General features: G+C 70.3%; 25 protein-coding genes. 11 read left to right on the top strand and 14 right to left on the bottom strand.

What is annotated here, in order from left to right; all coding sequences use genetic code 11:
- Positions 1 to 59 precede the first annotated feature (59 nt).
- The 4 genes from LQ771_RS09870 to LQ771_RS09855 form a co-directional block, all read right to left on the bottom strand.
- Positions 60 to 233, bottom strand: coding sequence for a hypothetical protein (locus LQ771_RS09870; protein WP_231349234.1), 174 nt, complete (start codon positions 231 to 233; stop codon positions 60 to 62).
- A 68-nt stretch (positions 234 to 301) separates the two neighbouring features.
- Positions 302 to 1402 (bottom strand): DUF1615 domain-containing protein, encoded by a 1101-nt coding sequence (locus LQ771_RS09865; RefSeq protein ID WP_231349233.1) that lies wholly within the window; start codon positions 1400 to 1402, stop codon positions 302 to 304.
- A 69-nt stretch (positions 1403 to 1471) separates the two neighbouring features.
- Positions 1472 to 1792, bottom strand: coding sequence for a hypothetical protein (locus LQ771_RS09860; protein ID WP_231349232.1), 321 nt, complete (start codon positions 1790 to 1792; stop codon positions 1472 to 1474).
- A gap of 76 nt (positions 1793 to 1868) precedes the next feature.
- Positions 1869 to 2027 carry a hypothetical protein gene (locus LQ771_RS09855; protein ID WP_231349231.1) on the bottom strand — a complete coding sequence of 53 codons (159 nt, stop codon included), beginning with the start codon at positions 2025 to 2027 and terminating at the stop codon, positions 1869 to 1871.
- A 143-nt stretch (positions 2028 to 2170) separates the two neighbouring features.
- Here LQ771_RS09855 and LQ771_RS09850 point away from each other — a divergent pair, with 143 nt between their 5' ends.
- The 4 genes from LQ771_RS09850 (at position 2171) to LQ771_RS09835 (ending at position 6823) form a co-directional block, all read left to right on the top strand.
- Positions 2171 to 3874, top strand: a complete 1704-nt coding sequence (locus LQ771_RS09850; protein WP_231349230.1) for an AsmA family protein — start codon at positions 2171 to 2173, stop codon at positions 3872 to 3874.
- A 2-nt stretch (positions 3875 to 3876) separates the two neighbouring features.
- On the top strand, positions 3877 to 5472 hold the full coding sequence (locus LQ771_RS09845; protein WP_231349229.1) for a GMC family oxidoreductase: 1596 nt from the start codon (positions 3877 to 3879) through the stop codon (positions 5470 to 5472).
- A 323-nt stretch (positions 5473 to 5795) separates the two neighbouring features.
- Positions 5796 to 6245 carry a GNAT family N-acetyltransferase gene (locus LQ771_RS09840; protein ID WP_231349228.1) on the top strand — a complete coding sequence of 150 codons (450 nt, stop codon included), beginning with the start codon at positions 5796 to 5798 and terminating at the stop codon, positions 6243 to 6245.
- Positions 6246 to 6250: 5 nt separating this feature from the next.
- The gene (locus tag LQ771_RS09835; protein ID WP_231349227.1) at positions 6251 to 6823 is read left to right on the top strand and encodes a Maf family protein; all 573 of its coding nucleotides are present in this window, start codon (positions 6251 to 6253) and stop codon (positions 6821 to 6823) included.
- Between the two features lie 130 nt (positions 6824 to 6953).
- On the opposite strand, the gene LQ771_RS09830 is transcribed toward LQ771_RS09835, so the two are convergent.
- Positions 6954 to 7751 (bottom strand): CPBP family intramembrane glutamic endopeptidase, encoded by a 798-nt coding sequence (locus tag LQ771_RS09830; protein ID WP_231349226.1) that lies wholly within the window; start codon positions 7749 to 7751, stop codon positions 6954 to 6956.
- A gap of 92 nt (positions 7752 to 7843) precedes the next feature.
- Positions 7844 to 8239 carry an MAPEG family protein gene (locus tag LQ771_RS09825; protein WP_231349225.1) on the bottom strand — a complete coding sequence of 132 codons (396 nt, stop codon included), beginning with the start codon at positions 8237 to 8239 and terminating at the stop codon, positions 7844 to 7846.
- Between the two features lie 113 nt (positions 8240 to 8352).
- Between LQ771_RS09825 and ypfJ the strand changes: the two genes are divergently transcribed.
- Both ypfJ and LQ771_RS09815 read left to right on the top strand, forming a co-directional pair.
- Positions 8353 to 9216: a KPN_02809 family neutral zinc metallopeptidase gene (gene ypfJ / locus LQ771_RS09820; protein ID WP_231349224.1), complete on the top strand. Its 864-nt coding sequence runs from the start codon at positions 8353 to 8355 to the stop codon at positions 9214 to 9216.
- Between the two features lie 184 nt (positions 9217 to 9400).
- Positions 9401 to 9787, top strand: coding sequence for a YkgJ family cysteine cluster protein (locus LQ771_RS09815; RefSeq protein WP_231349223.1), 387 nt, complete (start codon positions 9401 to 9403; stop codon positions 9785 to 9787).
- Between the two features lie 40 nt (positions 9788 to 9827).
- Here LQ771_RS09815 and LQ771_RS09810 read toward each other — a convergent pair whose 3' ends face one another.
- Complete coding sequence (locus tag LQ771_RS09810; RefSeq protein WP_231349222.1) at positions 9828 to 10610, bottom strand: dioxygenase family protein; 783 nt, start codon at positions 10608 to 10610, stop codon at positions 9828 to 9830.
- A 77-nt stretch (positions 10611 to 10687) separates the two neighbouring features.
- Positions 10688 to 12298: a tetratricopeptide repeat-containing sulfotransferase family protein gene (locus LQ771_RS09805; RefSeq protein WP_231349221.1), complete on the bottom strand. Its 1611-nt coding sequence runs from the start codon at positions 12296 to 12298 to the stop codon at positions 10688 to 10690.
- Between the two features lie 144 nt (positions 12299 to 12442).
- Here LQ771_RS09805 and cysD point away from each other — a divergent pair, with 144 nt between their 5' ends.
- Entirely contained in the window at positions 12443 to 13345 is a 903-nt protein-coding gene (gene cysD / locus LQ771_RS09800; RefSeq protein WP_231349220.1) for a sulfate adenylyltransferase subunit CysD, read from the top strand.
- An 11-nt stretch (positions 13346 to 13356) separates the two neighbouring features.
- Positions 13357 to 15174 carry an adenylyl-sulfate kinase gene (gene cysC / locus LQ771_RS09795; protein WP_231349219.1) on the top strand — a complete coding sequence of 606 codons (1818 nt, stop codon included), beginning with the start codon at positions 13357 to 13359 and terminating at the stop codon, positions 15172 to 15174.
- Between the two features lie 63 nt (positions 15175 to 15237).
- Here cysC and LQ771_RS09790 read toward each other — a convergent pair whose 3' ends face one another.
- Positions 15238 to 17085 (bottom strand): DEAD/DEAH box helicase, encoded by a 1848-nt coding sequence (locus LQ771_RS09790; protein WP_231349218.1) that lies wholly within the window; start codon positions 17083 to 17085, stop codon positions 15238 to 15240.
- A gap of 153 nt (positions 17086 to 17238) precedes the next feature.
- Here LQ771_RS09790 and fghA point away from each other — a divergent pair, with 153 nt between their 5' ends.
- Both fghA and LQ771_RS09780 read left to right on the top strand, forming a co-directional pair.
- Positions 17239 to 18087 carry an S-formylglutathione hydrolase gene (gene fghA, locus LQ771_RS09785; RefSeq protein ID WP_275045636.1) on the top strand — a complete coding sequence of 283 codons (849 nt, stop codon included), beginning with the start codon at positions 17239 to 17241 and terminating at the stop codon, positions 18085 to 18087.
- The gene (locus LQ771_RS09780) at positions 18084 to 18632 is read left to right on the top strand and encodes a GNAT family N-acetyltransferase (RefSeq protein ID WP_231349217.1); all 549 of its coding nucleotides are present in this window, start codon (positions 18084 to 18086) and stop codon (positions 18630 to 18632) included. The genes fghA and LQ771_RS09780 overlap by 4 nt, the downstream gene beginning before the upstream one ends.
- Before the next feature lie 38 nt (positions 18633 to 18670).
- Here the strand turns inward: LQ771_RS09780 and LQ771_RS09775 are convergent, their stop codons facing one another.
- From LQ771_RS09775 to LQ771_RS09765, 3 genes are all read right to left on the bottom strand, one after another.
- On the bottom strand, positions 18671 to 19978 hold the full coding sequence (locus LQ771_RS09775; RefSeq protein WP_231349216.1) for a DEAD/DEAH box helicase: 1308 nt from the start codon (positions 19976 to 19978) through the stop codon (positions 18671 to 18673).
- Between the two features lie 190 nt (positions 19979 to 20168).
- Positions 20169 to 20843, bottom strand: coding sequence for a class I SAM-dependent methyltransferase (locus LQ771_RS09770; RefSeq protein ID WP_338030353.1), 675 nt, complete (start codon positions 20841 to 20843; stop codon positions 20169 to 20171).
- Positions 20844 to 21040: 197 nt separating this feature from the next.
- On the bottom strand, positions 21041 to 22591 hold the full coding sequence (locus tag LQ771_RS09765) for a M4 family metallopeptidase (protein ID WP_231349214.1): 1551 nt from the start codon (positions 22589 to 22591) through the stop codon (positions 21041 to 21043).
- Positions 22592 to 22922: 331 nt separating this feature from the next.
- On the opposite strand from LQ771_RS09765, the gene LQ771_RS09760 reads away from it, so the two are divergent.
- A complete protein-coding gene (locus LQ771_RS09760) occupies positions 22923 to 23408 on the top strand; it encodes an FKBP-type peptidyl-prolyl cis-trans isomerase (protein WP_231349213.1) in 486 nt (161 codons plus the stop codon).
- Positions 23409 to 23576: 168 nt separating this feature from the next.
- Here LQ771_RS09760 and LQ771_RS09755 read toward each other — a convergent pair whose 3' ends face one another.
- Complete coding sequence (locus tag LQ771_RS09755) at positions 23577 to 24134, bottom strand: C40 family peptidase (protein WP_231349212.1); 558 nt, start codon at positions 24132 to 24134, stop codon at positions 23577 to 23579.
- A gap of 77 nt (positions 24135 to 24211) precedes the next feature.
- Positions 24212 to 25594 (bottom strand): hypothetical protein, encoded by a 1383-nt coding sequence (locus tag LQ771_RS09750; protein WP_231349211.1) that lies wholly within the window; start codon positions 25592 to 25594, stop codon positions 24212 to 24214.
- Positions 25595 to 25752: the final 158 nt, after the last annotated feature.

Here is a 25752-nt window from a genome sequence, read left to right as displayed (position 1 = left end):
GGGCTCCGGCCCGCCGCTCGCCTGGCAGGCGCCGGTGGGCTCAAGCCCGCCCTACGGGGTCATTCCCTGTTCCCGGGCGAGTCGCTGTCGTAATCGCGCTGCAGGCGACGGGTTTCCTGGTCCAGTTCGTTTTCCACCCGGTCGCCGCGGGCGTTCTTCGCCTGGCCGGTGCGGTCGCGGTCCAGTTCGCGGCGCGCGTCGTTGTCACGAGGTGGCTGGTCGGTGGCCATCATGGGTCTCCTTTCGGTTGCAGGAGACCGTTGTACCGCGCCGCGCGTCGGCCGCCCGTGCAGGGCCGGGCTCAGCCTCGCGAGGCCTGCGCCAGGCAACGCTGGTAGCGGCCATCGACGCGCCTGGCGAACCAGGCGGTGGTCAGCTTGCGCGTGATCTTGGGGCTCTCCAGCCGGATGCGGGGCAGCATCGCGCGCGGCAGTGGCTTGCGCGTGCTGGCGTCGGCCAGTTCGAATACGCGGGTGTACAGGGCGGTGCGCGCGAAGTCGGGGCGCTCGCCCTCGGCCAGCGCGTCGTGGATCTCGCCCGGCTCCAGCTCGAGCCGGCCGGCCAGCGTGCGGGCCGCGCGTTCGGTGGCGCCCAGGCCACCTTCATAGCGGATCAGGTCGCCGTCGAAGTCGAGCGGGATGCCGGTGGCGACGCTCAGGGCGTTCTGGAACGCTGCGTTGCGGCTGGCGTACCAGCCGGCGTTGTAGTCGGCGAAGCGGTAGAGCATCTGCGGGTAGTCGGCCGGGTAGGCGAGCAGGTGGGCGATGCCGAAGTACAGGCCGCCGCGGCGGCTGAACACCTCGTGGCGGATCGTGCCGTCGATGGGGTACGGGTAGGTGTGCCCGTCGGCGAAATCCTCGGCGAAAGCCACGCTCACCTGCATCGGGCCACCGGTGTGCACCGGGTTGTCGTCACCCAGCAGGCGGCGGCCCAGCGGCACCATGCCGATGAAGTCCTCGTACAGGCGGCTCAGTTCGCGCTCGGTGCGCACGGCGGCCAGGCGGTCGCCGTAGCGCTTGCCGTCCGGCGACTTCAGCGCCAGCGCGGCGCGCACCAGGAACTGCGGGACGTGATGCGCGGCGGCCCGACGGTCGATCTCCTTGCGCGCGATGGAGCCCAGCCCCGGCACCACCGGTTCGGCGTGGTAGTTCGATTCCTGCGCGGCGACGGCGAGGGTAGCGCACAGGTTGCTCGCGGTCGGCTCGATGTCGAGCGCGGAGAAGGCGGCGTAGATGTCGGTCGCCCAGCCAGCGCGGTCCGCGGTGCCGCCGGGCAGCAAACGCACGATCTGCGCGCGCACTTCGTCGGGGCGGCGTTGCGGCGCTTCCACGCGCGGACGCGCACAGCCGGCAACGAGGGCCAGCAGTGCGGGCAGGACGATGGAACGGGCTCGGATACGCATCCGCCATAGGGTGCCGCAGCGCTCGGCAATGGCGACTGAAGCCCCGCTGGCAGCTTCGAAGGACAGGCGCTACGACGACGCGCTGGGCTGTCGCTTGCGGCGCTTCCAGCGCAGCCACTGGCGCTCCAGCAGGATCAGCGACCAGCGCGTGGGCCGGCGCAGGAACGGTAGGTCCTGCGCGAGCAGCACCACGCCCAGCGGCAACATCCACAGGCCCAGCAGCGGCAGGAAACTGAACAGCCCCGCCACGATAAGCAGCAGCCCCACCGGAATACGGACCCAGCGCGACGCCGGAGCGCGCAGCCAGCGCAGCGACGTCGCGATGCCTCGTGGCAGCCGGCGCTCGAAGCGGTCGAGGCGGTGGTTGAGACGGTCGATGTCCTTGATCACCCGGGACTCCGGTGGAAAGTGCCGGCCATTCGACTACGCGCCGGATCGAAAGGCCAGTACGCGGGCAGCGGCCGGTTCAGCGACGACCCCGCATGAGATGGACCAGCCAGCCCATGCCGGCGATCCCCACGAGCAATCCGGCGCCGGCGCCCCAGAGCGCGCCTTGCGTCCCGTTCACGACGTAGCCGATGCCGAAGCCGAGCAGAAACGAAAGCGGAACCGGCAGGCAACCCATGAGGTCTCGAAATGGGGGCCGGTGGGACCGGGTTCAACCGTGGCCGGCGGGTGCGGGCCTGTGTCACGGCGTGGCGATCGAAGGGTCGGAGCGTGCGCGTCGTTTGGTTAGTATCGGTGCACCTTGCCGGGGGAGATGGAGCCATGAAGCGCCTGCTGGTCGGATTGATCGTCGTCGTGCTGGCCCTGGTCGTGCTGGGCGCTGCCGCGCTGCTGCTGGTGGACGCCAATCGCTTCCGTCCGCAGATCCAGGCGTCGCTGGGCAAGGCGCTGGGTCGCGAGGTGAGCATCGGCAAGCTGCACATGGCGTTGTGGACCGGTTCGCTCGAGGCCGACGAGATCCGCATCGGGGACGATCCGGCCTTCGGCAAGCAGCCGTTCGTGAGCGCCCGGGGCCTGGACCTGGGCGTCAAGCTGTGGCCGCTGCTGGTCCATCGCGAACTGCACGTCACTTCGCTGACGCTCGACCGGCCGGTGGTGCGCCTGCTGCAGAACCGCAAAGGCGACTGGAACTTCGCCGGTCTGGGCGGCGGCCCGTCGCCGGCGCAAGGCACGGCGGAGGGCACCCCTGCCGGGTTCACCATCGACCGGCTGCGCATCGACGACGGTCGTATCGAACTGACGCGCACGGCCGGCGACCGCAAGGTCTACGACCACGTGCAACTGAGTGCCGACCACGTCGGCACGCGGGCGGCGTTCCCGTTCGAGCTCAAGGCGGATGTCGCTGGCGGCGGCACGCTGGCGCTGGACGGCAGGCTCGGCCCCTGGCGATCGGGCAACGCCGTGCTGACGCCGGTGGATGCGCACCTGGCGATGCACGACCTGGACCTGGTCGGTGCCGGGTTGATGGCACGCGGCAGCGGCGTTGGCGGGGTGCTCGACCTGGATACGCAGATCGCTTCGACCCGGGGCGTGCTGCGCTCGAAGGGGCGCATCGACGCACGCAAGCTGCAACTGGTCGCTTCAGGTTCGCCCTCGCCGCAGCCGCTGCGGATCGACTACCAGGCGAGCTACCGGCTGGACGCCGGCACCGGGCGGATCGCCGACGCGCTCCTGCACGCCGGCGCGGCGCGTCTGTCCATCGACGGCAGCTTCGACAACCGGCCCGCCGTGATGCGGATGGACCTGAAGGTGAAGGGACAACGGCAGCCGATCGACGACCTGCAGCCGCTGTTGCCCGTATTCGGCGTGATCCTGCCGAAGGATTCGCGCCTGGCCGGCGGCACCGCCAGCATGGATCTCACCGTGCGCGGCCCGCTCGATGCGCTGGTCATCCACGGACCGGTCGCGCTCGACGATACGCGGCTGGCCGGCTACAGCCTGGGCGACAAGCTCGGCGGAGCGCTGGCGCTGGCCGGCATCGACGCGCCGAAGGACACCGTCATCCGCCATGCCGAGGCGATGCTCACCATCTCGCCCAGGGGCATCGACGCGGACCCGGCCAAGGCGCAGATCGCGCAGCTCGGCAGCTTCACCGGCAAGGGCCGCATGGCCGCCGGCGGTGCGCTCGATTTCCGCATGCTGGTCAGGCTCGATGAAGGCGTCACCGGCGCGGGACAGGCCGGCCAGGGCCTCGCCGGGCTGCTGGGCGGGTCGAAGGCCGGCGGAGCGCTCGGTGGGCTGATCAAGGGCATGAGCACCACCGGCGTGGGCGTGCGCGTCGGTGGCACCGCCAGCGCGCCCAGCTTCAAGCTCGACCCGAAGGCGGCGGTGGGCCTGCTGGAAGCCGGCACGCGTGGCGATACCGGGCAGCCGGCGACGAAGCAGCCGGCCAGCAGCGGGAAGGACGTGCTCAACAGCCTGCTGCAGGATGCGCTCAAACCGAAGCAGCCGACTTCCGGGCACTGACCATGGACAACGAAGAGGGTGCCGATTTCATCGTGGTCGGCGCCGGCCCGGCCGGATGCGCCGTGGCGGCGCGGCTGGCCGACGCGCCCGGCCGGCCGTCCGTACTCCTCATCGAAGCCGGACCGGCCACGCCTTCGTGGTTGAGCCGGGTACCGATGGGCATCGCCGCGCTGGTGCCCCTTCGTGGCCGGCACAACTACGCCTACCAGACCGTGCCGCAAACGCATCTGGACGGACGTCGCGGCTACGTGCCGCGCGGACGCGGCGTCGGTGGCAGCAGCCTGATCAATGCCATGATCTGCACCCGCGGCCAGCCCGAGGACTACGACGGCTGGGCCGCGCTCGGCTGCGCGGGCTGGAGCTGGAACGACGTCCTGCCGGTGTTCCGCCGGATCGAGGACAACCAGCGTGGCGCCGATGCCTGGCACGGTGTCGGCGGCCCGCTGCCGGTGAGCGACTTGCGCTCGCCCAGTCCCTTGAGCCGGGCCTTCGTCGACGCGGCGGTGCAGTGCGGCTATCCGCGCAACGACGACTTCAACGGGCCGCGCCAGGAAGGCGTGGGGCTGTACCAGGTGTATCAGCGCGACGGCCGCAGGGTCGATGCGGGCCGGGCATACCTGGGCGACGGCCGGGCACGGCCGAACCTGCGCGTGCTGGCTGGGCGCCCGGTGCAGCGCATCCTGTTCGAAGGCCGCCGCGCCAGCGGCGTGCTGGTCGGCGCCCAGCGGCTGCTCGCGCGCCGCGAAGTCGTGGTCTGCGCCGGCGCGATCGGTTCGCCACAGCTGCTGATGCTTTCCGGCATCGGGCCGCAGCGCCATCTGCGCGAGCTGGGGATCGCGCCGGTGCACGATGCGCCGGACGTGGGCGGGCACCTGCAGGACCACATCGACTACACCGCCAATCTGCGTGTGCGCGCCGATGGCCTGTTCGGCATGAACCCCTCGACGCTTGCACGCATGCTGGCCAGTGCCGGCGCCTACCGCCGACGCGGCGAAGGCATGCTGACCAGCAATGCGGCGGAGGCCGGCGGCTTCCTCCGCAGCCGTCCGGACGTCGCCCGGCCCGACCTGCAACTGCATTTCTGCATCGGCATGGTGGACGACCACAACCGCCGCATGCACCTGTCCACCGGCATGGCGCTGCATGTGTGCGTGCTACGCCCGGCCAGCCGCGGGCGCGTGCGCCTGGCTCGCCCGGATGCACGTGCCGCGCCGCTGATCGACCCGAACTTCCTGTCCGCGCCGGGAGACATGGAGCTGCTGGTCGAGGGCGCGCGGATCGTGCGGCGCATCCTCGCCGCGCCGGCGCTGGCTGCGTACGGCGGACGGCCGCTGTACGGCACCGGCCGCGAGGACGACGACGGGCTGCGTGCGCTGATTCGCGCGCATGCGGACACCATCTACCACCCGGTCGGCACCTGCCGCATGGGCGCCGATGAGGACGCGGTGGTCGATCCACGGTTGCGCGTGCGGGGCGTGCCGGGGCTGCGCGTGGCCGACGCATCGATCATGCCCACGCTGATCAGCGGCAACACCGAGGCGCCTTCGGCGATGATCGGCGAGATGGCCGCGGCGTTCTTGCTGGCCGACAACCCGTAACCCGGCCCCGGGTGTGACCATGAGGCACGCGAGAGCCCGCGCGCACGGCCAGTGACTGTTGCGGCGCCGCGCCGATGGCGGTCGCGCACCAAGGTCGCGCCTGCTCATTTCGCGTTGATGGTTTCTTCGCCAACCGAGAGGTCAGCGAACCTGCAGCTCAGCGCTCCGAGGTCGTCGATGATGGGCGCGGCCGTTCGCGCGCGCCCGCGCCGAAAGGGAGCCGTCGCGCGCGACCTTGGCCAGTTCGATACCTCGGGACCAGGCCTTGTATGGTCGCGACCAGCTCGATACGGTCGCGCTTTCCGCCCTTTCCCGGAGCTGCCATGTCCGTCCAGGTTCGCCAGGCCACCGTCCACGACCTCGACACACTGGTGCCGCTGTTCGACGGCTACCGGCAGTTCTACGGCCAGCCGTCCGATCCGCATGGCATCCGGGCTTTCCTGGGTGCGCGATTCGCGCATCACCAGTCGGTGATCCTGCTGGCGCTGGACGGGCAGGGTGCGGGACTTGGCTTCACCCAGCTGTACCCGCTGTTCTCTTCGGTGCGGATGGTGCGCACCTATCTTCTCAATGATCTTTTCGTGGCGCCCCACGCGCGCCGCCGGGGCGTGGCGGCGGCGTTGCTGCGCGAGGCGGCGGCGCATGCGCGTGCGCTGGGCGCAGCCAGCCTCTCGCTGTCCACCGCGCTGGACAACGCGCCGGCGCAGGCATTGTACGAATCGCTGGGCTGGCAGCGGGATCGCCAGTTCTGCGAATACGGGCTCGCCTTGTGACCGCCATGCTTTACCTTGCCTCGCAATCGCCGCGCCGGCGCGAGCTGCTGAAGCAGTTGGGCGTGGACTTCATGGCGCTCGACGTGGACGTGCCGGAGATGCGCGCCGCGGATGAATCGCCGGAGCGCTACGTCAGCCGCGTTGCGCGCGACAAGGCGCGGGCGGGGCTCGCTTCGCTGGCGGATGCCGACCGCGCACTCGTCCTCGGCTCGGACACCGAAGTGGTGCTCGATGGCGAGGTATTCGGCAAGCCGGCCGATGGGGCACAGGCTGCCGCCATGCTGCGGCGGCTGTCCGGGCGTACCCATGCGGTGATCTCGGCGGTCTGGGGCGTGGACGAGCGGGGCGAGCGGGGCGAGCTTTGCGTCTCGAAGGTCCGCTTCGCGCCATTGGACGAGGCTGCCATCGCGGCCTATGTCGCCACCGGCGAGCCTTTCGGCAAGGCCGGTGGCTATGCGATCCAGGGGCGTGGCGCGGTGCTGGTGGAGCATCTGGAGGGAAGCTACTCCGGGGTGATGGGCCTGCCACTGTTCGAGACCGCTCGATTGCTGCGCGGCTTCGGCGTGCTGCCGCAGTGATCCGGACTTTCGGCCGTACTGCCAGATGGCCGCCTCGTGCGCCGCGGCGGCGCGGGTGGTTGCCCTGCGAAAGAACCTCGCCGCGGTGAGTGGACGATCGCCTGCAACCGGAGCCGGGATCGCCGACCGGTCAGTGGAGGCCCGGGGACGCCACGAACCAGGCAATCACCGCCAGCAGGTTGTTCACCCCATGCGCCACCACTGCCGGCCATAGCGAGCCCGAACGCAGTCGCAGCCAGGCCAGCGCCGCGGCGAGCAGCGCGAGGTTGGGAACCGCGTACCAGAGGAAGTTCAGATCCGGCAGGTGCACGAAGGCGAACAGCAGGGAGCTGAGGGCGACCGCCCAGCCGGCGTGCATGCGTCGCAGCAGCGCCGAGAGCAGGGCGCCGCGGAAGAGCAGTTCCTCGACCAGCGGGCCCAGGCTGACCACCACCAGCGCCAGCGGCAGGCGCAGCGCCAGCGAGGCGGCGCCGCCGATCTGCTTGACGTCCTGGGTGACCTGGTGGCCGTGCGCGATCCAGCGGGTCAGCCAGCCGCCGGCGATCGGCAGGGCCAGGCCGAGCAGCACCGCGGCGAGGTAGAACAGCGGGCGGCCGGGGCCGGTCAGTCCCAGGCCGGGGGGCGCGCCATGTGACCAGGCGGCGGGCCACAGCCGGCGCACCAGCACGATGGTCATGCTGGCGGCCAGCAGCAGGGTCAGGATCACCATCAAGGCGTTGGTGTCCGGCTGTGCCAGCACGGTCTTGATGCGGGCGGCCATGCCCGATGCCGGGGCACCGGACACGCCCAGGGCGAAGCCCAGCCCGACCCCGACCAGACCACTGGCGACGAACTGCAACGCGAAATAGAGAACGATCATGCCGATCGCACTGCCCAGGTGCGGCAGCCGGGCGTCGTGCAGCGAGGGGTGGAGCGGGCGGGAGGGCATCGACCGGAAGCAACCTGCTGGGGAAGGACGGACGTGCGCGGCCCGATCGCCCACGCTAGCGGCGTGGCCCGGCGTCGCGCAATCCCGGGGCGTCAGCCGGCCAGCATCGCGCGGCCCAGGCCGGTCAGGGCCATGAGCAGCGTGGCCGCCCAGGCAGCCATGCCGAGCACGAAGCCGCTGCCACGGCGGGCCGCCTCCCGCAGGTAGGCCAATGCGTACCAGGTCCGTGCAGCGAGCCAGACCAGGCCGGCGATGCCCGCCCAGAACGCGAAGCCGTAGTGCGCCGCCAGCCACAGCGTGGGCAGGAACAGCAGCGTCGCCTCGAGCGTGTTCATCTGCACGCGGAACGCGCGCTCGAACGCCGGATGGCCGGTGGTGGCCGGCGCTTGGACCTGGTAGCGGCCGCGCGCAATGCCCACCGCGAAGGCGGTGCCGAACATCAGCAGGACGGTGAGCAGGGTGACCAGGGCGGGCAGGTGTTCTCTCATCGGGGGCGTGCGCAGTTGAACGGTGCCCTACTGTAGCTGCAACGTCCACGCCGGGGTGACGGCCCGGTGGTATGGTCCGTCGACCGCGCCTGGGCGCATGCGGGACCGATGGCATGGATTGGCAGAAGGGCGAGCGCAGCCGCAACGTGCAGGTCGACAGCGGTCGCGGTGGCGGCGGATTCGGCTTCGGCGGTGGCCGCGGCATGGGCATCGGCGGCCTGATCGTGCTGGCCATCCTGGGCTGGGTGTTCTTCAAGGACCCGACCGCGCTGCTCGACCAGGGCGGCCCGACCGGCCCGACCACGGCGCAGGTCGGCGAGCCGGCACAGGTCGATCCGCAGCAACGCGACTTCGTCAGCGCGATCCTCGGCTCCACCGAGAAGACCTGGGGCGACATCTTCGCCGCCAACGAGCGGCAGTACGTCGACCCGAAGCTCGAGCTGTTCAGCGGCGGCGTGCGCACCGCCTGCGGACTGGCGTCCACCGCGGTGGGCCCGTTCTACTGCCCGGGCGACCAGAAGGTCTATCTCGACCTGTCGTTCTTCCAGGAGTTGCAGGACCGCTTCGGCGCCGCCGGCGATTTCGCCCGCGCGTACGTGATCGCGCACGAGGTGGGCCACCACGTGCAGAACCTGCTGGGCGTGTTCGACCAGGTGCGGCAGGCACGCGAGCGGGGTGCGCCGATGGAGGGCGCCGGCGGTCTCTCGGTCCGCCAGGAACTGCAGGCCGACTGCTTCGCAGGCGTGTGGGCCAGTCGCACCGAACAGCGGCTGCACTGGCTGGAGGCGGGCGACGTGGAGGAGGCCCTCAACGCCGCCAGCAGGATCGGCGACGACACGCTGCAGCGCGAGACCCAGGGATCGGTGATGCCCGATTCGTTCACCCACGGCACCTCGGCGCAACGGGTGAAGTGGTTCAAGACCGGGCTGCAGAGCGGGCAGGTGTCCAGTTGTGACACGTTCTCCGGGGAGATCTGACCGGCCTTGCGACGCCGGCCTTGCCGGCGCCGCGCGAACGCACCCTCGCCACCGAAAACCCAATCCACCATAAACGGTTGCCGGCAAAGGTCTTTCGCGTGCCCTGCGCCATCTTCCGCCGGACCACGCCACGCCCTAGAATCCGCGCGCTGCGCGCCAGGGGGTGCGCCCTCCCGTCCGTTCCATGGCCCATCCCTGCCTGAGCTGCGGCGCCTGCTGCGCCTTCTTCCGCATCGCCTTCCACTGGTCCGAAACCGATCCCTTCCTGGGCGGTACCGTGCCGGTCGAACTGACCGAAAAGCTGGACCCGCACCGCGTGGTGATGCGCGGCACCCAGGCCAGGCAGCCGCGCTGCGTGGCGCTCAAGGGAACCATCGGCGAGGCGGCCTATTGCGGTATCCACCCGATCAAGCCCTCGGTGTGCCGCGAGGTCGAACCCTCGTGGGAGTTCGGTCGGCACAGTCCCCAGTGCGACAAGGGCCGCATCGCGCACGGCCTGCGTCCGCTGACGCCGGAAGACTGGCTCGATCCCTCGGGCGACAGCGCGCCACCGTTGCCGCAGAGTGCCTGACGCCCGGCGCGCCGGCACCGGAGCCCACGCAGCGGGAAAGTCAGCCGAAGCGGTAGATGTCCATCGCCAGGATGCCGTGGTCGATGCCGGCATCGGTGCGTTGCGCGCGCGGTTGCGTGCCGGCGGCGCCGAGCGCGACGAACAGGGGCAGCAGGTGTTCGTCGGTCGGATGGGCGCGCTGGGCGAAGGGAGCCTGGCGGCGATAGTCGAGCAGTGCATCCACGTCGCCGGCGGCCAGGCGCTCTTCCACCCAAGTGATGAACGGTCGCACGTAGGGCGCCTCGCGCTCGGCGCCGTAGCCCTGGCGCAGGTCGCCCAGGTTGTGGGTGATGCTGCCCGAGCCGATCACCAGCACGCCCTCGCCGGGCAACGAAGCCAGTGCGCGACCGATCGCGAGGTGGTGCGCCGGGTCGCGTCCGGGCTGGATGGAGAGCGGTACGACCGGGATGTCGGCTTCCGGATAGAGCAGGCGCAGCGGCACCCAGGCGCCATGGTCCAGGCCGCGCCGCGGGTCGAGTGTCGCGTCCAGGGCGGCGCGCCCGAGCAGGCCGAGAACGCGCTCGGCCAGTGCCGGCGCGCCCGGCGCGGGATAGCGGATCTGGTAGAGCTCCGCGGGGAATCCGAAGAAATCGTGCACCGTCTCCGGCTGCGCGGCGCCACCCACCTGCGGCGCGGGGCTCAACCAATGCGCGGTGGCGATCACGATCGCCTGCGGGCGCGGCAGATCGGCGGCCAGTTCGGCCAGGCGCTCGCGGACGGGGCCCGGCTGCAGCGCGGTCATCGGCGAGCCGTGGGAGATGTAGAGGCTGGGCAGGGTGGTCATCCGGGGAACCTCTGGAGCACACGCGTGGAAGGTACTCCCGGATAGATCGGGGCGAACGTTTCCGCTGCAAGCACGCCCTAGTACAACGGTCGGCCCAGCCCCAGTCGCAGCGGGTCGAGCAGGCGGCCATAGCGCTCGGCGCGCGCGGTGTCGCGGTTGAGCGGCTGGCGGACCTGCGCGGCGCTGGGCGTGCGGATCGCGCGCGTGGCGCGATGGAATTCCAGGCAGGCGGCGTCGAAGGGCAGGCCGCAGAACGCGAGCAGGGCACGGATCTCGGCTTCGGGATCGGCCAGCAGCGCCTCGTAACGCTGGCTGCGGATGCGGGCCGGCGCTGCGGCCTGCCAGCGGTCCATCGCCGATTCGTAGTCGCGCACGTAGGCGGCGATGTCGGTCAGCGTGCAGGCAAAATGCGGCAGCCGGTAGAACTGCTGCTTGAAGCACGACCAGCCGGCCTCCAGCGCGTCGCGCCGCACGTCGACGATGCGCGCGCCCGGCAGCATCGCGCCCAGCACGCCGGCATGGAGCCAGTTCTCCGGCAGCTTGTCGGTGAAGCGCGGGCGCTGCCGACGCCAGCGGGCGGTGCGCTCGAGGTAGCGCCGGCCCATGCGCTGCCAGTCCTGCGCCGTGGCGGACGGCGCCCAGCGCGGAAACGGCTGGCCGCGGCGGGTCGACTCCTCCACCAGTACTTCGCCCAGGTCCGGCAGTTCGCTGGCCCCCTCCACCTGCGGGTGCGCGGCGAGGATCTGTTCGAACAGGGTCGAGCCCGAGCGCGGCAGGCCGACGATGAAGATCGCCTCCTCGCCCAGTGTCGGGGCGAGCGGCGGCGGCAAGCTGGCGCCGGCGGCGCTCACCGATTCCACCAATCCATGGAACGCGCCGGCCTGCCAGGGGGCCAGCCGGCGCTGGCGCGCGTTCGCCTCGCCGAGGGCGGCGAAGGCTTCCTCGTAGCGTCCCTGGTCCTCGTTGACCTTGCCCAGGGCGAAACCCATGGCAATGCGATCGGGCTCGGCGACGTCGTTGCGCTGGAGCAGCGCGATGAGCCGCGTGCGGTCTTCTTCCGGGAGGGGCCGCGTCTTCATGTTGGCCAGCCCGCGCCACGCGTCGCCGCAGGCCGGGTGCACCGCGAGCGCGGCACGGTAGTGCGAGGCGGCTTCGTCGAAGCGGCCCAGGTGGACGAGGGCGTCGCCCAGCAACACGTGGGCGGGAAGCAGCGTCGGCGCCAGTGCGCAGGCGCGTTGCAGCGCCTCCACCGCAAGCGTGGTGTAGCCGAGCACCTGCAGGTTGCGTCCCAGGTTGAACCAGCCCATCGGGTAGTCCGGCGCCAGCGCACAGGCCTTGCGCCAATGCGCCAGCGCAGCCTCGATCTCGCCGGCCGCCTGTTCGGCGTTACCCAGGTCGGTGAGGGCCAGCGGGTCGTCGGGCCATTCCCGCAAGGCGTTCCTCAGGGCCTCGCGCGCGGCATCGTACTGCCGGGCGCGGGTGTGCAGGATGCCGCGCAGGCGCAGTGCCTCGGGATGACCTGGCGCACCGGCCAGCACGGCGTCGAGCGCCTGCCGTGCGGGTGCCGGCACGCCGTCGCGGATCGCCCTGGCCGCCGCCTCCAGTTGCTGGCGTTGCCCCGGTGACAGGCTCGCGACCCGCATGGCCATGTCGGCCGGGTGATCGGGGAATGGCCACGAAGCGGGCATGAGGGGTTCTCGCCGGATGGAACAGGCATGGTACGTCGTCCGCGGCGCGCGGCCCCCTCGCATGCGCCGATCGTGCAGGCGGGCGCGGGTCTGCTAATTTGGGTGCTTCGCCCGCGCCGCGCGGGCCAGGACTAAGCTCGCCCGATGCATCGCCCGTCCCATCTCGACGATCTGGAAGCGGAAAGCATCCAGATCCTGCGTGAAGTGTTTGCCTGTTTCCGCCGTCCGGTGATGCTCTATTCCATCGGGAAGGATTCCACCGTGCTGCTGCACCTGCTGCGCAAGGCCAGCCGGCCGGCGCCTCCGCCGCTGCCGCTGCTGCACGTGGATACGACCTGGAAGTTTCGCGACATGATCGCCTTCCGCGACCGCGTGGCGGCGCAGGGCGACATCGAGATGCTGGTGCACGTCAACCAGGAGGGCGTGCGCCAGGGCATCTCGCCGCTGACCCACGGCGCGGCGGTGCACACCGACATCATGAAGACCCAGGCGCTCAGGCAGGCGCTGGACCGGCACCGGTTCGACGCGGCGATCGGTGGCGCGCGCCGCGACGAGGAAAAGTCGCGGGCCAAGGAGCGCATCTTCTCCTTCCGCACCGCGCAACATCGCTGGGATCCGAAGCAGCAGCGGCCGGAGCTCTGGCACACCTGGAACACGCAGATCCGCCAGGGCGAGAGCGTGCGCGTGTTCCCGCTGTCGAACTGGACCGAACTGGACGTGTGGGAATACATCCGGCGCGAGCGGATCGAGGTGGTGCCGCTGTACTTCGCCAGGGAGCGGCCGGTGGTCGAGCGCGACGGTGCGCTGATCATGGTCGACGACGAGCGCTTCGTGCTGCGCGAAGGCGAGAGGATCCAGCAGCGCCGCGTGCGCTTCCGCACGCTGGGCTGTTATCCGCTCACCGGCGCGATCGCGTCGCAGGCCGACTCGCTGGACGCGATCATCGAGGAGATGCGCGCCTCGCGCAGTTCCGAGCGCCAGGGGCGCATCATCGACCACGATGGCGCCAGCTCGATGGAGAAGAAGAAGCAGGAGGGCTATTTCTGATGGCCGCCGGCATGCTCCGCTTCATTACCTGCGGCAGCGTCGACGACGGCAAGAGCACGCTGCTGGGGCGCCTGCTGTACGACGCCGGCATGCTCGCCGACGACCAGTTGGACGCGCTGCGCCGCGACAGCCGCAAGCGCGGCGGCGAGGCGCTGGATTTCGCGCTGGTCACCGACGGACTGGATGCCGAGCGCGAGCAGGGCATCACCATCGACGTCGCCTGGCGCTATTTCCATACCGCGCGACGCAGCTTCATCGTCGGCGACTGCCCGGGACACGAGCAGTACACGCGCAACATGGCGACCGGCGCCTCCCAGGCCGACCTGGCGGTGGTCCTGGTCGACGCCCGCAAGGGCCTGTTGCCGCAGACGCGCCGGCATACCTACATCTGCGCGTTGCTTGGCATCCGCCGTATCGTGCTGGCGGTCAACAAGATGGATCTGGTGGGGCTCGATGCGGACGTCTACGCATCCATCGTCGAACCTTACCGTGCGCTTGCCGCGTCGATGGGCGTCGAAGCGGTCGATGCGCTGCCGGTGGTGGCGCCGGACGGCGACAACGTGGGCCTGCGTTCGACGCGCATGCCCTGGTACCAGGGTCCCGGCCTGCTCGAGCTGCTGGAGACGCTGGAGGCCGGGGTGGCGTCCCCGGAACGTTTCCGCCTGCCGGTGCAATGGGTGAACCGCCCCGACCAGCATTTCCGCGGCTATGCCGGCACCGTGTGCGGCGGGCGCGTGGAGGTGGGCGAGGAGGTGCTGGTGCAGCCGGGCGGGCAGCGCGCGCGGGTCGAGCGCATCGTCGGCCCGTCGACGGATCTTGCCCAGGCCGTCACCGGGCAGGCGGTCACGCTGTGCCTGGATCGCGAACTCGACATCAGTCGGGGCGACGTGATCGCCGCCGTAGCGCAGCCGGCGGCGGTCGCCGACCAGTTCGGCTGCCACCTGGTCTGGTTCGGCGACCAGCCGCTGTTGCCCGGCCGCGGCTACCTGCTGCAGCTGGGCACGGCCACGGTCAATGCGCGCGTTACCGCGATCAAGCACAAGATCGACGTCAATACGCAGGCGCCGCTGGCGGCGCGCCGTCTGGAACTCAACGACGTCGGCTACTGCAACATCGACCTGGACCGGCCGTTGCCGTTCGAGCGCTATGCCGACAACCGCACGCTGGGCGGCTTCGTTCTCATCGACCGCCAGAGCAACGCCACGGTCGCCTGCGGCATGCTCGACTTCGCCCTGCGGCGGGCGGCCAACATCCACTGGCAACACACCGACGTGGACAAGGCCACCCGGGCGCAGGCCAAGGGCCAGCAGCCGCTGTGCGTCTGGTTCACCGGCCTGTCGGGCGCCGGGAAGTCCACCATCGCCAACCTGGTCGAGCGCAAGCTGGCGGCGCAGGGTTTCCACACCTATCTGCTGGACGGCGACAACCTGCGCCACGGGCTCAACGTGGACCTGGGTTTCACCGCCGAGGCGCGCGTGGAGAACGTGCGCCGCGTGGCGGAGGTCGCGCACCTGATGGTCGACGCGGGGCTGGTGGTACTGGTGTGCGTGATCTCGCCCTTCGCCGGGGAGCGCGCGTTCGCGCGCGGGCGCTTCGCCGAGGGCGAATTCGTCGAGGTGTTCGTGGACACGCCGCTGGCCGAGTGCGAGCGGCGCGATCCGAAGGGGCTCTATGCCAAGGCGCGGGCCGGGCGGATCAGCAACTTCACCGGCATCGATTCGCCGTACGAGCCGCCGGCCTCGGCGGAGCTGCACCTGCATACCGGGGAACAACGCGCCGAGCAGCTGGCCGAGCAGGTGCTGGATTACCTGCGGGACCGCCTGGCCTGACGACCGCGGGAGTGCACGGGCTGCACTCCCGCGGGGGTGCGGCCCCGCCTGCCCCGCGAGGGCCTACTTGCGCCGCGGCGGCTTGCCGCCCGTACGCGGCTTGAACCCGCCCGGCCGCGACCGCCGCGGGGGTGCGCTGCCGGCGGCCTCTTCGTTGCCATCCCACTCGCTGATGCGCAGCTGCTGCTGGCTGACCCAGACTTTCTTGAGGTGGTCGAACACCTCCGAGGGCATGCCTTCGGGCAGGTCGATCAGGCTGTAGTCGCTGCGGATGCTGACGCGGCCGATGAACTGGCTTTCCAGGCCGGCCTCGTTGGCGATGGCGCCGACGATGTTGCCGGGCTTGACGCCGTGCTCGTGGCCGACCTCGATGCGATAGGTGCGCTTGCCCGGTTCGGGTGCGTTGTGCGGGCGCGGCGGACGGTTGTCGAAGCTCCGCGGCGGGGCGCCTTCGCGGGGTTCGCGCGGCTTGCGCTCGTGTGGCGGGCGGCGTTCGCCATCGCGCTCGCGCGCTTCACGCGGCGCCGGTTCGCGCCGCTCGTACTCGCGCTTGGGCGGCGGCGTCAGCAGCAGCGGGCGGTCGCCCTGTGCGATGCGCGCGAGCGCGGCGGCGATCTCGAGCGCCGGCACATTGTGTTCCTGCTCGTACTGCTCGATCAGCTGCTGGAACTGGCCCAGTTCGCCCTGCGCCATGGTGTCGGTGATGCGCTGCTTGAAGCGGGCGATGCGCACGTCGTTCACGGCCTCGACGGTGGGCAGCTTCATCTCCTCGATCGGCTGGCGCGTGGCCCGCTCGATCGCGCGCAGCATGCCCTTCTCGCGCGGGGTGACGAACAGGATCGCCTCGCCGCTGCGCCCAGCGCGACCGGTGCGGCCGATGCGGTGGACGTAGCTTTCGGTGTCGTAGGGGATGTCGTAATTGAAGACGTGGCTGATGCGCTCGACGTCCAGGCCGCGTGCGGCCACGTCGGTGGCGACCAGGATGTCGAGCTTGCCGTCCTTCAACTGCTGGATCACCCGCTCGCGCTGCGGCTGGGCAATGTCGCCGTTGATCGCGGCGGCGGCCAGGCCGCGCGCGGTCAGCTTCTCGGCCAGCTCCTCGGTCGCCTGCTTGGTGCGGGCGAAGATGATCATGGCGTCGAACGGCTCGGCTTCCAGGATGCGGGTCAGCGCATCGAGCTTGTGCATGCCGCTGACGAACCAGTAGCGCTGGCGGATGTTGGCTGCCGTGGTGGTCTTGGCCTTGATCGTGACCTCGACCGGTTCCTTCAGGTGCGCCTGGGCGATCTTGCGGATCGGCGCCGGCATGGTGGCCGAGAACAGCGCGACCTGGCGCGTCGACGGCGTGGCCTGGAGCACCTTCTCGACGTCGTCGATGAAGCCCATGCGCAGCATCTCGTCGGCCTCGTCCAGCACCAGGTACCTGAGCTCGGACAGGTCCAGCGTGCCCTTGTCCATGTGGTCGATCACGCGGCCGGGCGTGCCGACCACCACGTGCACGCCGCGGCGCAGCGCGTGCAGCTGCGGGCCGTAGCTCTGCCCGCCATAGATCGGCAGCACCTGGAAGCCGGGGATGTGCGCGGCGTAGCGCTGGAACGCCTCGGCCACCTGGATGGCCAGTTCACGCGTGGGGGCGAGCACCAGGGCCTGCGGCTTGCCGGGCCTGGCCTCGATGCGCGAGAGGATCGGCAGCGCGAACGCGGCGGTCTTGCCGGTACCGGTCTGCGCCTGGCCGAGCACGTCGCGGCCTTCGAGCAGCGACGGGATGGTGGCCGCCTGGATGGGGGAGGGCGACTCGTAGCCGACGTCGGCCAGCGCCTGCTGGACTTCGGGGCGCAGCGCGAGCGCGGCAAAACCGGCCGGCGCCGGGTCGTGACCGGCCGGCGTGGGACCTGGAACGGGGGATGACATGGGAACCTCAGGATTGGGCGGCGGCGAGCGAAGGCGTGCGCCGCGCGGAGCGGCGAGCATTCTATCAGGCTCGCCGGGAGGCCGTCGGCAGGAAGTACACGGTGTGTGGTCGGACCGTGGTTATGATCGCGTGTTTGTGGAGAGGAGCGGCCCGTGGCGACCATCGAGACGATCTCCGAGCAACGCTGCCATGGCGGCGTGCAGGGCTTTTACCGGCACGATTCGCGAGCCTGCGGCGGCCCGATGCGCTTTGCGCTCTATCTGCCGCCGCAGTCGGCGCGCCAGCCATGCCCGCTGCTGTATTTCCTGGCCGGCCTGACCTGCACCGAGGAAACCGCGACGATCAAGGCCGGCGCGCAGCGGCTGGCCGCCGAGCTGGGCCTCGCGCTGGTGATGCCTGACACCAGTCCGCGCGACACCGGCCTGGAGGGCGCCACCGGCGACTGGGAATTCGGCGAAGGCGCGGGCTTCTACCTGGATGCGACGCGGGCGCCGTGGTCGTCGCGGTTTCGCATGCGCAGCTACGTGGCCGAGGAATTGCCCGCGCTGCTGTCGGCGCATTTCCCGGTGGATGTGGAGCGCGCGGGCGTGTGCGGCCACTCGATGGGCGGCCATGGCGCGCTTACCCTGGCGCTCACCGACCCGCAGCGCTACCGCTCGGTATCCGCATTCGCTCCCATTGTGGCTCCCTCGCGGGTGCCCTGGGGCGAGAAGGCGTTCGTGCGCTACCTGGGCGAGGACCGGGGCGCATGGGCCGACCACGATGCCTGTGCGCTGGTCAGGCGGCAGGCTTTCCCCGGCACGATCCTGATCGATCAGGGCGGGGCCGACCGCTTCCTCGCCGCGCAACTGCGGCCGGAGCTGTTCGAGGAAGCCTGCGCCGAGGCCGGACAGCCGCTGCTGCTGCGCCGGCACGCCGGCTACGACCACAGCTACTGGTTCATCGCCAGTTTCATCGACGACCATCTTCGCCACCACGCGCGGGCGTTGGGGCTGGCATGAGCGCGCCGTGCCTGCGCACGGCGCGCACGCTCATCCGTCCATTCGAGGTGGACGACGCGGCTCGCTTGCTCGACTATCGCCGCGGGAACCGGGCGCACCTGGCGCCATGGGAACCAACGCGCGAGGAGGCGTACTTCACCCTGGAGTCGTGCTGCGTCCGCATCGAGGAGGCGCGCGAGTGGGTGCGTACGGACCGGGGCTACCTGTTTGCCGTGCTGGCGCCCGACGAAAGCCGTCTGCTGGGATGCTTCAACTTCGCCAACGTGGTGCGTGGCGCCTTCCAGGCCTGCCACCTGGGCTACGGCATCGATGCAGGGGAGCAGGGCAAGGGTCTGATGTCCGAGGCGCTGGATGCTGGCCTGGCCTGGGCTTTCGGCGTGCTGGGCCTGCACCGGGTGATGGCCAACTACATGCCGCGCAACGCGCACAGTGCCAGGCTGCTGGCGCGCCTGGGTTTCCGGCGCGAGGGCTACGCGCCGAAATACCTGAAGATCGCCGGCGTGTGGGAGGACCACGTGCTCACGGCGAAGCTGCGCGACGAATGAGGCGCGCGGACCGGCGCCAGCGCCGGTCCGCGCATGGCTCAGGCCTTGGCCGCCGGACGCCGGCGGCGCTGGCGCTGGCGATTGCCTTCGGCGGGACGCTCGCCGGCATGCGACTGGGCGCCATGCTGCTGGCGATACACCTGCGGGCGGGACGGGCGCTGCTGCCGCTGGCCCTGCACCGGGCGCGGCGCGCCGGCATCCAGCCTCAGCGGGGTGGAGGGCTCGAAGCCGGGCACGTCGGTGATGGCGATGTCCTGCTTGAGCAGCTTGCGGATGTCGCGCAGCAGGCCCGACTCGTCGTGGCTGACCAGCGACACGGCCATGCCTTCGGAACCGGCGCGGCCGGTGCGGCCGATGCGGTGCACGTAGTCCTCGGCCACCATCGGCAGGTCGTGGTTGATCACCATCGGCAACTGGTCGATGTCGATGCCGCGGGCGGCGATGTCGGTGGCCACCAGCACGGTGACGCGGCCGCTCTTGAAGTCGCCCAGGGCCCTGGTGCGGGCGTTCTGGCTCTTGTTGCCATGGATCGCCGCGGCGCGCATCCCCGAAACCTCGAGGAACTTCACCAGCTTGTCGGCGCCGTGCTTGGTGCGGCTGAACACCAGGCTCTGGCGGCGGCTGTCCTGCGACAGCACGTGCAGCAGCAGGTCGCGCTTGCGCGAGGCATCGACCGGGTGCACGTGGTGGCTGACCAGCGGCGCCACGGTGTTGGGCGGCGTCACCGAGACTTCGCGCGGCGAGCGCATGAACTGCATCGCGAGCGCCTTGATCGGTTCGGCGAAGGTGGCCGAGAACAGCAACGTCTGGCGCTGCTTGGGCAGCGCCTGGAGGATGCGCTTGATCGCCGGCAGGAAGCCCATGTCGAGCATGCGGTCGGCCTCGTCCAGCACCAGCACCTCGACCCCGGACAGGTCGACCGAACGCTGCTGCATGTGATCGATCAGGCGACCGGGGGTGGCGATCACCACGTCCACGCCGCGGCGCAGCGCCTGCATCTGCGGGCCCATGCTCATGCCGCCGAAAATGGTGGTGCTGGAAACGCGCAGGTGCTTGCCGTAGCTGCGCAGGTTGTCGTGCACCTGGGCAGCCAGCTCGCGCGTCGGCGTGAGCACCAGCGCGCGCGGGCGGCGGGTCTGCGTGGCGCCCGCGGTGGACAAGTGCTGCAGCAGCGGCAGCGCGAAGGCGGCGGTCTTGCCGGTGCCGGTCTGCGCGGCGGCCAGCAGGTCGTGACCCTCCAGTACCAGCGGAATGGCGCCGGCCTGGATCGGGGTGGGCTGGGTGTAGCCCTGTTCGGCGAGCGCGCGCAACAACGCGGGCGCAAGGCCCAGCGATTCGAAAGACATGAAAACACTCCTGTGCAACCCGGAGCGTTCTTTCAGAACCGCGTTGCGATATGGGGAAGGGGCGGCTGGAGGCCGCAACGGCTTGAGGACCGTCCGGGCAGTATAGCGCAACACGCGCCAGGGCGCTGGTTCCGCGCGAGGGGCGCGCTCCGGGAACGCGACCGGCTCCCGGTCGCGCACGGATTCGCCGCTACGGGGCGGGCCGCCGTGCCACGATCAGGTAGCTGTTGAACGGCGTGCGCCCCCACAGCGGCGTGAGCGTGGTGACCAGGCCGGCGCGTTCGAGCGGCGCGGTCACTTCCTGCTCGGTCGGGTAATGGTCGGCGCCCACGCGCATCCAGCCGGTGGCGTGCAGGAGGTGTTCCTCGATCACCGTGGCGTGGAAGCGCCAATGCCTGGCCCGCAGCACGTTGCGGATCATCAGTTGCGCGCCGGGTGCCACGTGCGTGGCCAGCTGTTCGAGCAGCGGTGCCTGGCGCGCCGCCGGCAGGTAGTGCAGGACGTCAAGCAGGCAGACATGGCCGCGGAAGTCAGGCAGATCGGCAACGTCCGCGCGGCGAAGGTCCAGCGCATCGTCGATCGCGGCGGCGGCAGCCCGGCCGGTGGCGATCTTGCGCTCGTCGTGGTCGATCCCGACGTAACCCCGCAGCACGCCACAGCTGTGCAGGTAGTGGCCGAGCAGGCCGATGCCGCAACCGACGTCGAGCAGCGGGAACGGCGGAGCCTCCTGCAGCAGCCGCGCGACGGCGCCGTAGACCGGATCGCCGGCCAGCTTTCCGCGCACGTACTGGCGCTGGTTGAACCCGGTGAAACGGGCCGACAGCGTGCCGCGCATCGAGCGGTCGAGGCGATGCTGCGGGCGCACCGTCAAGGCATGCGCTCCGGCGACACAGCCTGGTGAACCTCGGGTCGGGACGATCGTTGCATGGTCGTACTCCGGGGGCGGGGCGCCAGTATAGGCAGGCCCGGGGGCGCGGATGTGCAGCGCACGCGAGGGGGCCCCGCCAAAAGAACGAGCCCGGCGCGGGGCCGGGCTCGCAACGGTTGCCTGGAGGCGTGGGCCTACTGGCAGGTCACGCCCACCGCGTTGAACGCGGCCATCACGTCGCTGCGCGAATAGCCGTAATCGTCCGCCGCGCTCTCCACGCCGCAGGCACCGGCGTTGAACGTGGAGGTCGCCGTCCAGTACATCGCGTTGGCGCGTTCGAATACCTCGAACGCCTTGCGCGTGTTCCAGGTCGAGCTCCTGGCCAGCGTGCAGAACGCCTTGTTGTAGACGCCGCTGGAGTAGTGCACGTCAAGGCCGCTGTAGTACTGGGAGGCGTTGTCGATCGACGAGCCGTCCTTGCTCGGCGTGCACATCCAGCGCAGTGCGGTTCCGCTCTTGATGATGTCGGCACCGACCAGCCAGTCGTTGGCGCCCCAGTCGTAGTATTCGGCCGCTTCGCCGGCCATGTCCGAGAAAGCCTCGTTCATGCCGCCGGACTGGCCGGAGTACTGCAGGCCGGAGTGCTGCTCGGTGAAGCCGTGGCTGATCTCGTGGCTGGTCACGTCCAGCGCGGTGAGCGGGTAGAAATAGCTCGCGCCATCGCCGAAGTTCATCGAGCTGCCGTTCCAGAACGCATTCTCGTAGTTGCGGCTGTAATGGACGTTCATCACCAGCTGCATGTTCAGCGGCGGCGCACCGAACCAGGCGGTGTACATGTCGTGCACGACGCCGCCGAAGTGGTGCGCGTCGTTGATGGGCGAGTAGGCGCCGTTGATGCCGTCGCCGGTGCTGGTGGGACAGGTGAACGTCCACAGCGTCGCGCGATTGCGGCTCTGGTTCATGTCGTTGGTCTTCACGTGGGTGTTGACCATCGAGCAGGTGCTGCCCGACTGGGTGACCGACAGCGCCGGATAGTCGGTCCCGTAGAAGTACTGGCCGGTCTTCTGGTTGCCGCCCGGGCCGTTGGCCGAGGCCGGAGTGCCGCTGCCGCCACCGCCGCCGCCGGGCTTGCCCTTGGTGGTCAGGCCATCCCAGCTCTCGAGCACCGCGCCGGTATTGGCGTCGATGATCGCGGTCGGACGGGTCGGACGGCCGTTGTGGTCGTCGAAGAACGAGGTCAGGTAGACCAGCTTCGCCGTCTTGCCCTCGGCATAGACGTACAGCTCGTGCTTCACGTTCTGCAGGCTGGCGTCGGACACCGCGTCGACGCCGATGCCATAGGGCAGCAGTCCGGCATGCCGGCGCAAGACCGCCAGCGCCTGGGCACCGCTCAGGCCTGGCGTGACCGAAGCGAGGTCGAAGCCCAGGCCGTTGGAAAGATGGCCCTCGACGCTGCGCACGCTGCCGGTGCCGTCGCGTTCGACCACCACGCTGCGGCCGTAGACGGGCACGCCGCGGAACATCTGTTGCTCACGGGTCTTGACGGTGCCGTGGGCGGTGCGCAACTGGAGGCCTTGCGCGAGCGAGGCCTGCGGGTCCATGCCCAGGCGCTGGCCCAGCGCGCTGGCGCTCAGGTGGCCCAGTGCAGGCGCGCGGACGTGGTTTGGCGTGGCGGCCTGGGCAGCGGCGGCCACGAGCAGGCCGAGGGCGCCCAGCAGAGCGCCGGCAAGCGGTTTTTGCATCATTGGTGTTTCCCTCCCAAGGAAATGGATGGGCGGTCGGTGGCCTCCTGCCGCGTTCCGCCGTCGCGTCGGCATTCGCCGACCCTCCCCGGGAAGCGATGTGCCGACAGGGCAACCTACGCCGTCCCGGAGAGCCAGTCACCCTGCCGCGCAGCATCCGGGTGACGGTCCTCGCAGGACCGCGTGCCAGCCTGATGACCGGGTCGATGCTGGGAGCCGCGGCATGAGTGTGGTGTTCATGTGGCGTGAGCCTTGCCGTGACCCGCGGGAAGGCGGGCTGGGGCCGGACGCCGGCTGATAGAATCGCGGTCTTTGCACCCCAACGAGACAGGCAATGAAGGCAGGCAAGGACAAGGTCATCGCATTCCACTACACGCTCACGGTGGACGGCGACAAGGTGGAAAGCTCGCGCGACAACGGCGAACCGTTGTGGATCCTGCTCGGTCACGGCCAGCTCATCCCGGGCCTGGAGAAGGCGCTGGAGGGCCAGGAGGCGGGTGCGACGCTCGCGGCGGACATCAGCCCGGCCGAGGGCTACGGCGAACGCGAGGACGGCCGCATCCAGCGCGTGCCCAAGAAGTATTTCCAGCAGGCCAACAAGCTCAGGCCGGGCATGGCGACGGTGCTGGCACTGAAGGAAGGCGGCCACCGCGCGGTCACCGTGCACAAGGTCGGCATGAGCACCATCGACGTGGATCTGAACCATCCGATGGCCGGCAAGACGCTGCATTTCGACGTGGCGATCGAGGAAGTGCGCGACGCCACCGAGGACGAGGTCAAGCACGGCCACGCACATCCGCCGGGCCAGGAAGCGCACTGAAGCGCGCGCGCTCAAGACGATAACGAAAGCGGCGCCCATGGGCGCCGTTTCCTTTGCCCCTTCTCCCCGCCGGGGAGAAGGCTGGGATGAGCGGCCAACCCGGCCTCGGCCCGGACGCCTTTGCCCCTTCTCCCCGCCGGGGAACGAGGGGGCCGGCTCGGCGTCGACTCAATCCAGCAACCGCTTCCCGAATGCGAAGTGGTCGCGCCAGTAGGGCCCGTCGATGTCGTCCAGTCGCACCGTGCCGCCGCTGTTGGGCGCGTGCACGAAACGCCCCTTGCCGACGTACACGCCCACGTGGCTGATGTCTCCGCCGATGTCGAAGAACACCAGGTCGCCGCTGGCCAGTTCGGTCATGCGCCGGACCTTGCGGCCGTCCACTTCGGACATGGCGCGCGAGCTGTGCGGGAGCAGGATGTCCGCCGCGTTGCGATAGATATAGTCGACCAGCCCGCTGCAGTCGAAGCCGCTGTCGGGCGTATTGCCGCCCCAGTGGTAGGGCGTGCCCACCAGTGCGATGGCGCGGAACAGCACGTCATTGGCGGTGCCGGCGCTGGCCGCCGAGGGCGCCTTTGCGGGAAGCTCGGCCAGGGATGAGTGCGAACCCTTGAACGTGGGCTCGCGCCGGTGCGGGCTGCCGGCGCACCCGGCCAGCAGGAGCACCGTCGTCCCGAGCAGGGCGAGGCGCAGGCGCGTGGCGGCAGAAGGGCATCCGGACGCAGTCATGGCAACCTCGGCAGTGTTTTGCCCGAGCTTAGTCAATCAATGGCTTGCGTCAAGCTGGTGATATCCGGCGGCAGCTTTCAATGCGTCGCGTCGACCTGCACGGTGCGTTCGGACAGCACCTTGCCCGCGATATTCAGGCTGCGCAGGCGGTAGCTCCCCGGGCGCAGCCATAGCGCGTTGTCGCTGCCGCCTTCCAGGAACACGTAGCGGTCGGCGGCCACGGCGTTGGCCGGCTCGCCGGCGTAGTGGGCCTCCACCAGGCAGGGGAAGTTCGCTTCGCAAAGTCGCGGGCTGACCGTCACCGCCACGCGTCTGCCGTGCAGCGAAAGCCAGGCCGGGCGATGGCCGTCGGCCGCCGGGGGCAGGGCAATGGTGGCTTTGCCGTCGATCTGCAACGGGATGACGCGGTCGCGCACGTAGGCGCTGACCCGTTCGTTGGCAGGCGGCAGAATCACGTTCATGTCGTAGGCACGCGGGCGCGCACTCCACACGCGGCCGTCCCCCACATGGCGCAACACGATCGGATGCTGCGGGTGGAACGCCTCGACGAGCAGGTGGTAAGGCTCGCGCAGGGCGGCGCGCGTATCCAGGCGGGGCGTCAGGCTGTTCTGTGGCACGCCGCGGAGGGAGTCGCCGGTGCGCACTGCGTTGGTGACCGCCCGATAGGCCTCCAGCTCGTTGAACGGCTCCTCCTCGCGAACCTCGGTCTGGTCGATGCTGAGGATGTCCAGGCCGCTCAGCGCTTCCAGGCGCGCCGCCATCGGCAACACGTCGCCCAGTCGGCCCCTGGCCTTGTCGATGTGCGCATAGCCGGCGTGGACGAGCAGTTTCGCCCCCGGGTGTCCGGCCAGCACCTTCCGGTAGAGCGCGTGCGCCTGTTGCGCTTCACGCTCCTGCCCGCCCGGCGTATCCGATTCGTACGGCACCAGCACGTAACCCAGCCGCAACGCCTCGCGCACGATCTCGCCGTAGACCGGTTCGCGCATGTACTCGGTGCCGCTGCGGTCGGTCGGGTAGCCGCGCTGACGCAATGCGTCGCCATCCTCGACGAGCGCCTCGATCGCCAGGTGGGTGAAGCCCAGCGCGCGCAGTCGCGGCAGCAGCGCGAGGGTGAGCAGCCGGGTATGCGCGTCGTGGTGCGCCTCGTTGACCATCACCACGCGCCGCTGCGCGGCCAGGCCGGCGATCGTGTCCACCGCGTCGGTCGCCCGCCATTCGGCCGGAGTGGGCAGCGCGGTGCCGGCGGCCAGGTGCGCCTTCAACGGGAAGTCGCGTACCGCTTCGCCATAGAGTCCCAATTCTCCTTCGCTGAAGGCGAAGTATTGCTGGGCCATCGCGCGGTCCGCCCCCCGCATCTGCGGAATCGCCTGCAGCAGATAGCCGTAGCGACCGAGCTCGTTGCCATCGCGCATCGCCGCCAGAAATTGCCGCGTGGATATGCCGCCGGCAAGGGCCGGCATGGGCTGCACCGCGGCGGCCAGCAGTAGGACGAGAAGGGCGGGTCGGCGGAACGTCATGCGGCGGCTTCCCCTCGAGTGGCGTGATGCCAGACTAGATTTCACCCGGCCTTCAGGCAAGGGCTGCGCGGTCGTGTGTGCTCATGCTCGTCACCCTGGGG

This window comes from Frateuria soli, from assembly GCF_021117385.1.
In the GTDB taxonomy this organism is placed as follows: domain Bacteria; phylum Pseudomonadota; class Gammaproteobacteria; order Xanthomonadales; family Rhodanobacteraceae; genus Frateuria_A; species Frateuria_A soli.
This window is presented reverse-complemented; position numbering and strand designations above follow the sequence as displayed.

Bases quoted from the DNA above. Each gene is read 5' to 3' on its own strand.
- LQ771_RS09855 (WP_231349231.1), bottom strand. From the start codon at position 2,027: ATGGGTTGCCTGCCGGTTCCGCTTTCGTTTCTGCTCGGCTTCGGCATC.
- LQ771_RS09790 (WP_231349218.1), bottom strand. From the start codon at position 17,085: ATGTCATCCCCCGTTCCAGGTCCCACGCCGGCCGGTCACGACCCGGCG.
- LQ771_RS09835 (WP_231349227.1), top strand. From the start codon at position 6,251: ATGCTTTACCTTGCCTCGCAATCGCCGCGCCGGCGCGAGCTGCTGAAG.
- LQ771_RS09755 (WP_231349212.1), bottom strand. From the start codon at position 24,134: ATGACTGCGTCCGGATGCCCTTCTGCCGCCACGCGCCTGCGCCTCGCC.
- LQ771_RS09780 (WP_231349217.1), top strand. From the start codon at position 18,084: ATGAGCGCGCCGTGCCTGCGCACGGCGCGCACGCTCATCCGTCCATTC.
- LQ771_RS09825 (WP_231349225.1), bottom strand. From the start codon at position 8,239: ATGAGAGAACACCTGCCCGCCCTGGTCACCCTGCTCACCGTCCTGCTG.
- LQ771_RS09810 (WP_231349222.1), bottom strand. From the start codon at position 10,610: ATGACCACCCTGCCCAGCCTCTACATCTCCCACGGCTCGCCGATGACC.
- LQ771_RS09845 (WP_231349229.1), top strand. From the start codon at position 3,877: ATGGACAACGAAGAGGGTGCCGATTTCATCGTGGTCGGCGCCGGCCCG.
- LQ771_RS09840 (WP_231349228.1), top strand. From the start codon at position 5,796: ATGTCCGTCCAGGTTCGCCAGGCCACCGTCCACGACCTCGACACACTG.
- LQ771_RS09765 (WP_231349214.1), bottom strand. From the start codon at position 22,591: ATGATGCAAAAACCGCTTGCCGGCGCTCTGCTGGGCGCCCTCGGCCTG.
- LQ771_RS09870 (WP_231349234.1), bottom strand. From the start codon at position 233: ATGATGGCCACCGACCAGCCACCTCGTGACAACGACGCGCGCCGCGAA.
- LQ771_RS09805 (WP_231349221.1), bottom strand. From the start codon at position 12,298: ATGCCCGCTTCGTGGCCATTCCCCGATCACCCGGCCGACATGGCCATG.
- LQ771_RS09775 (WP_231349216.1), bottom strand. From the start codon at position 19,978: ATGTCTTTCGAATCGCTGGGCCTTGCGCCCGCGTTGTTGCGCGCGCTC.
- ypfJ (WP_231349224.1), top strand. From the start codon at position 8,353: ATGGATTGGCAGAAGGGCGAGCGCAGCCGCAACGTGCAGGTCGACAGC.
- LQ771_RS09830 (WP_231349226.1), bottom strand. From the start codon at position 7,751: ATGCCCTCCCGCCCGCTCCACCCCTCGCTGCACGACGCCCGGCTGCCG.
- cysC (WP_231349219.1), top strand. From the start codon at position 13,357: ATGCTCCGCTTCATTACCTGCGGCAGCGTCGACGACGGCAAGAGCACG.
- LQ771_RS09815 (WP_231349223.1), top strand. From the start codon at position 9,401: ATGGCCCATCCCTGCCTGAGCTGCGGCGCCTGCTGCGCCTTCTTCCGC.
- LQ771_RS09850 (WP_231349230.1), top strand. From the start codon at position 2,171: ATGAAGCGCCTGCTGGTCGGATTGATCGTCGTCGTGCTGGCCCTGGTC.
- LQ771_RS09865 (WP_231349233.1), bottom strand. From the start codon at position 1,402: ATGCGTATCCGAGCCCGTTCCATCGTCCTGCCCGCACTGCTGGCCCTC.
- cysD (WP_231349220.1), top strand. From the start codon at position 12,443: ATGCATCGCCCGTCCCATCTCGACGATCTGGAAGCGGAAAGCATCCAG.
- LQ771_RS09760 (WP_231349213.1), top strand. From the start codon at position 22,923: ATGAAGGCAGGCAAGGACAAGGTCATCGCATTCCACTACACGCTCACG.
- LQ771_RS09750 (WP_231349211.1), bottom strand. From the start codon at position 25,594: ATGCCGGCCCTTGCCGGCGGCATATCCACGCGGCAATTTCTGGCGGCG.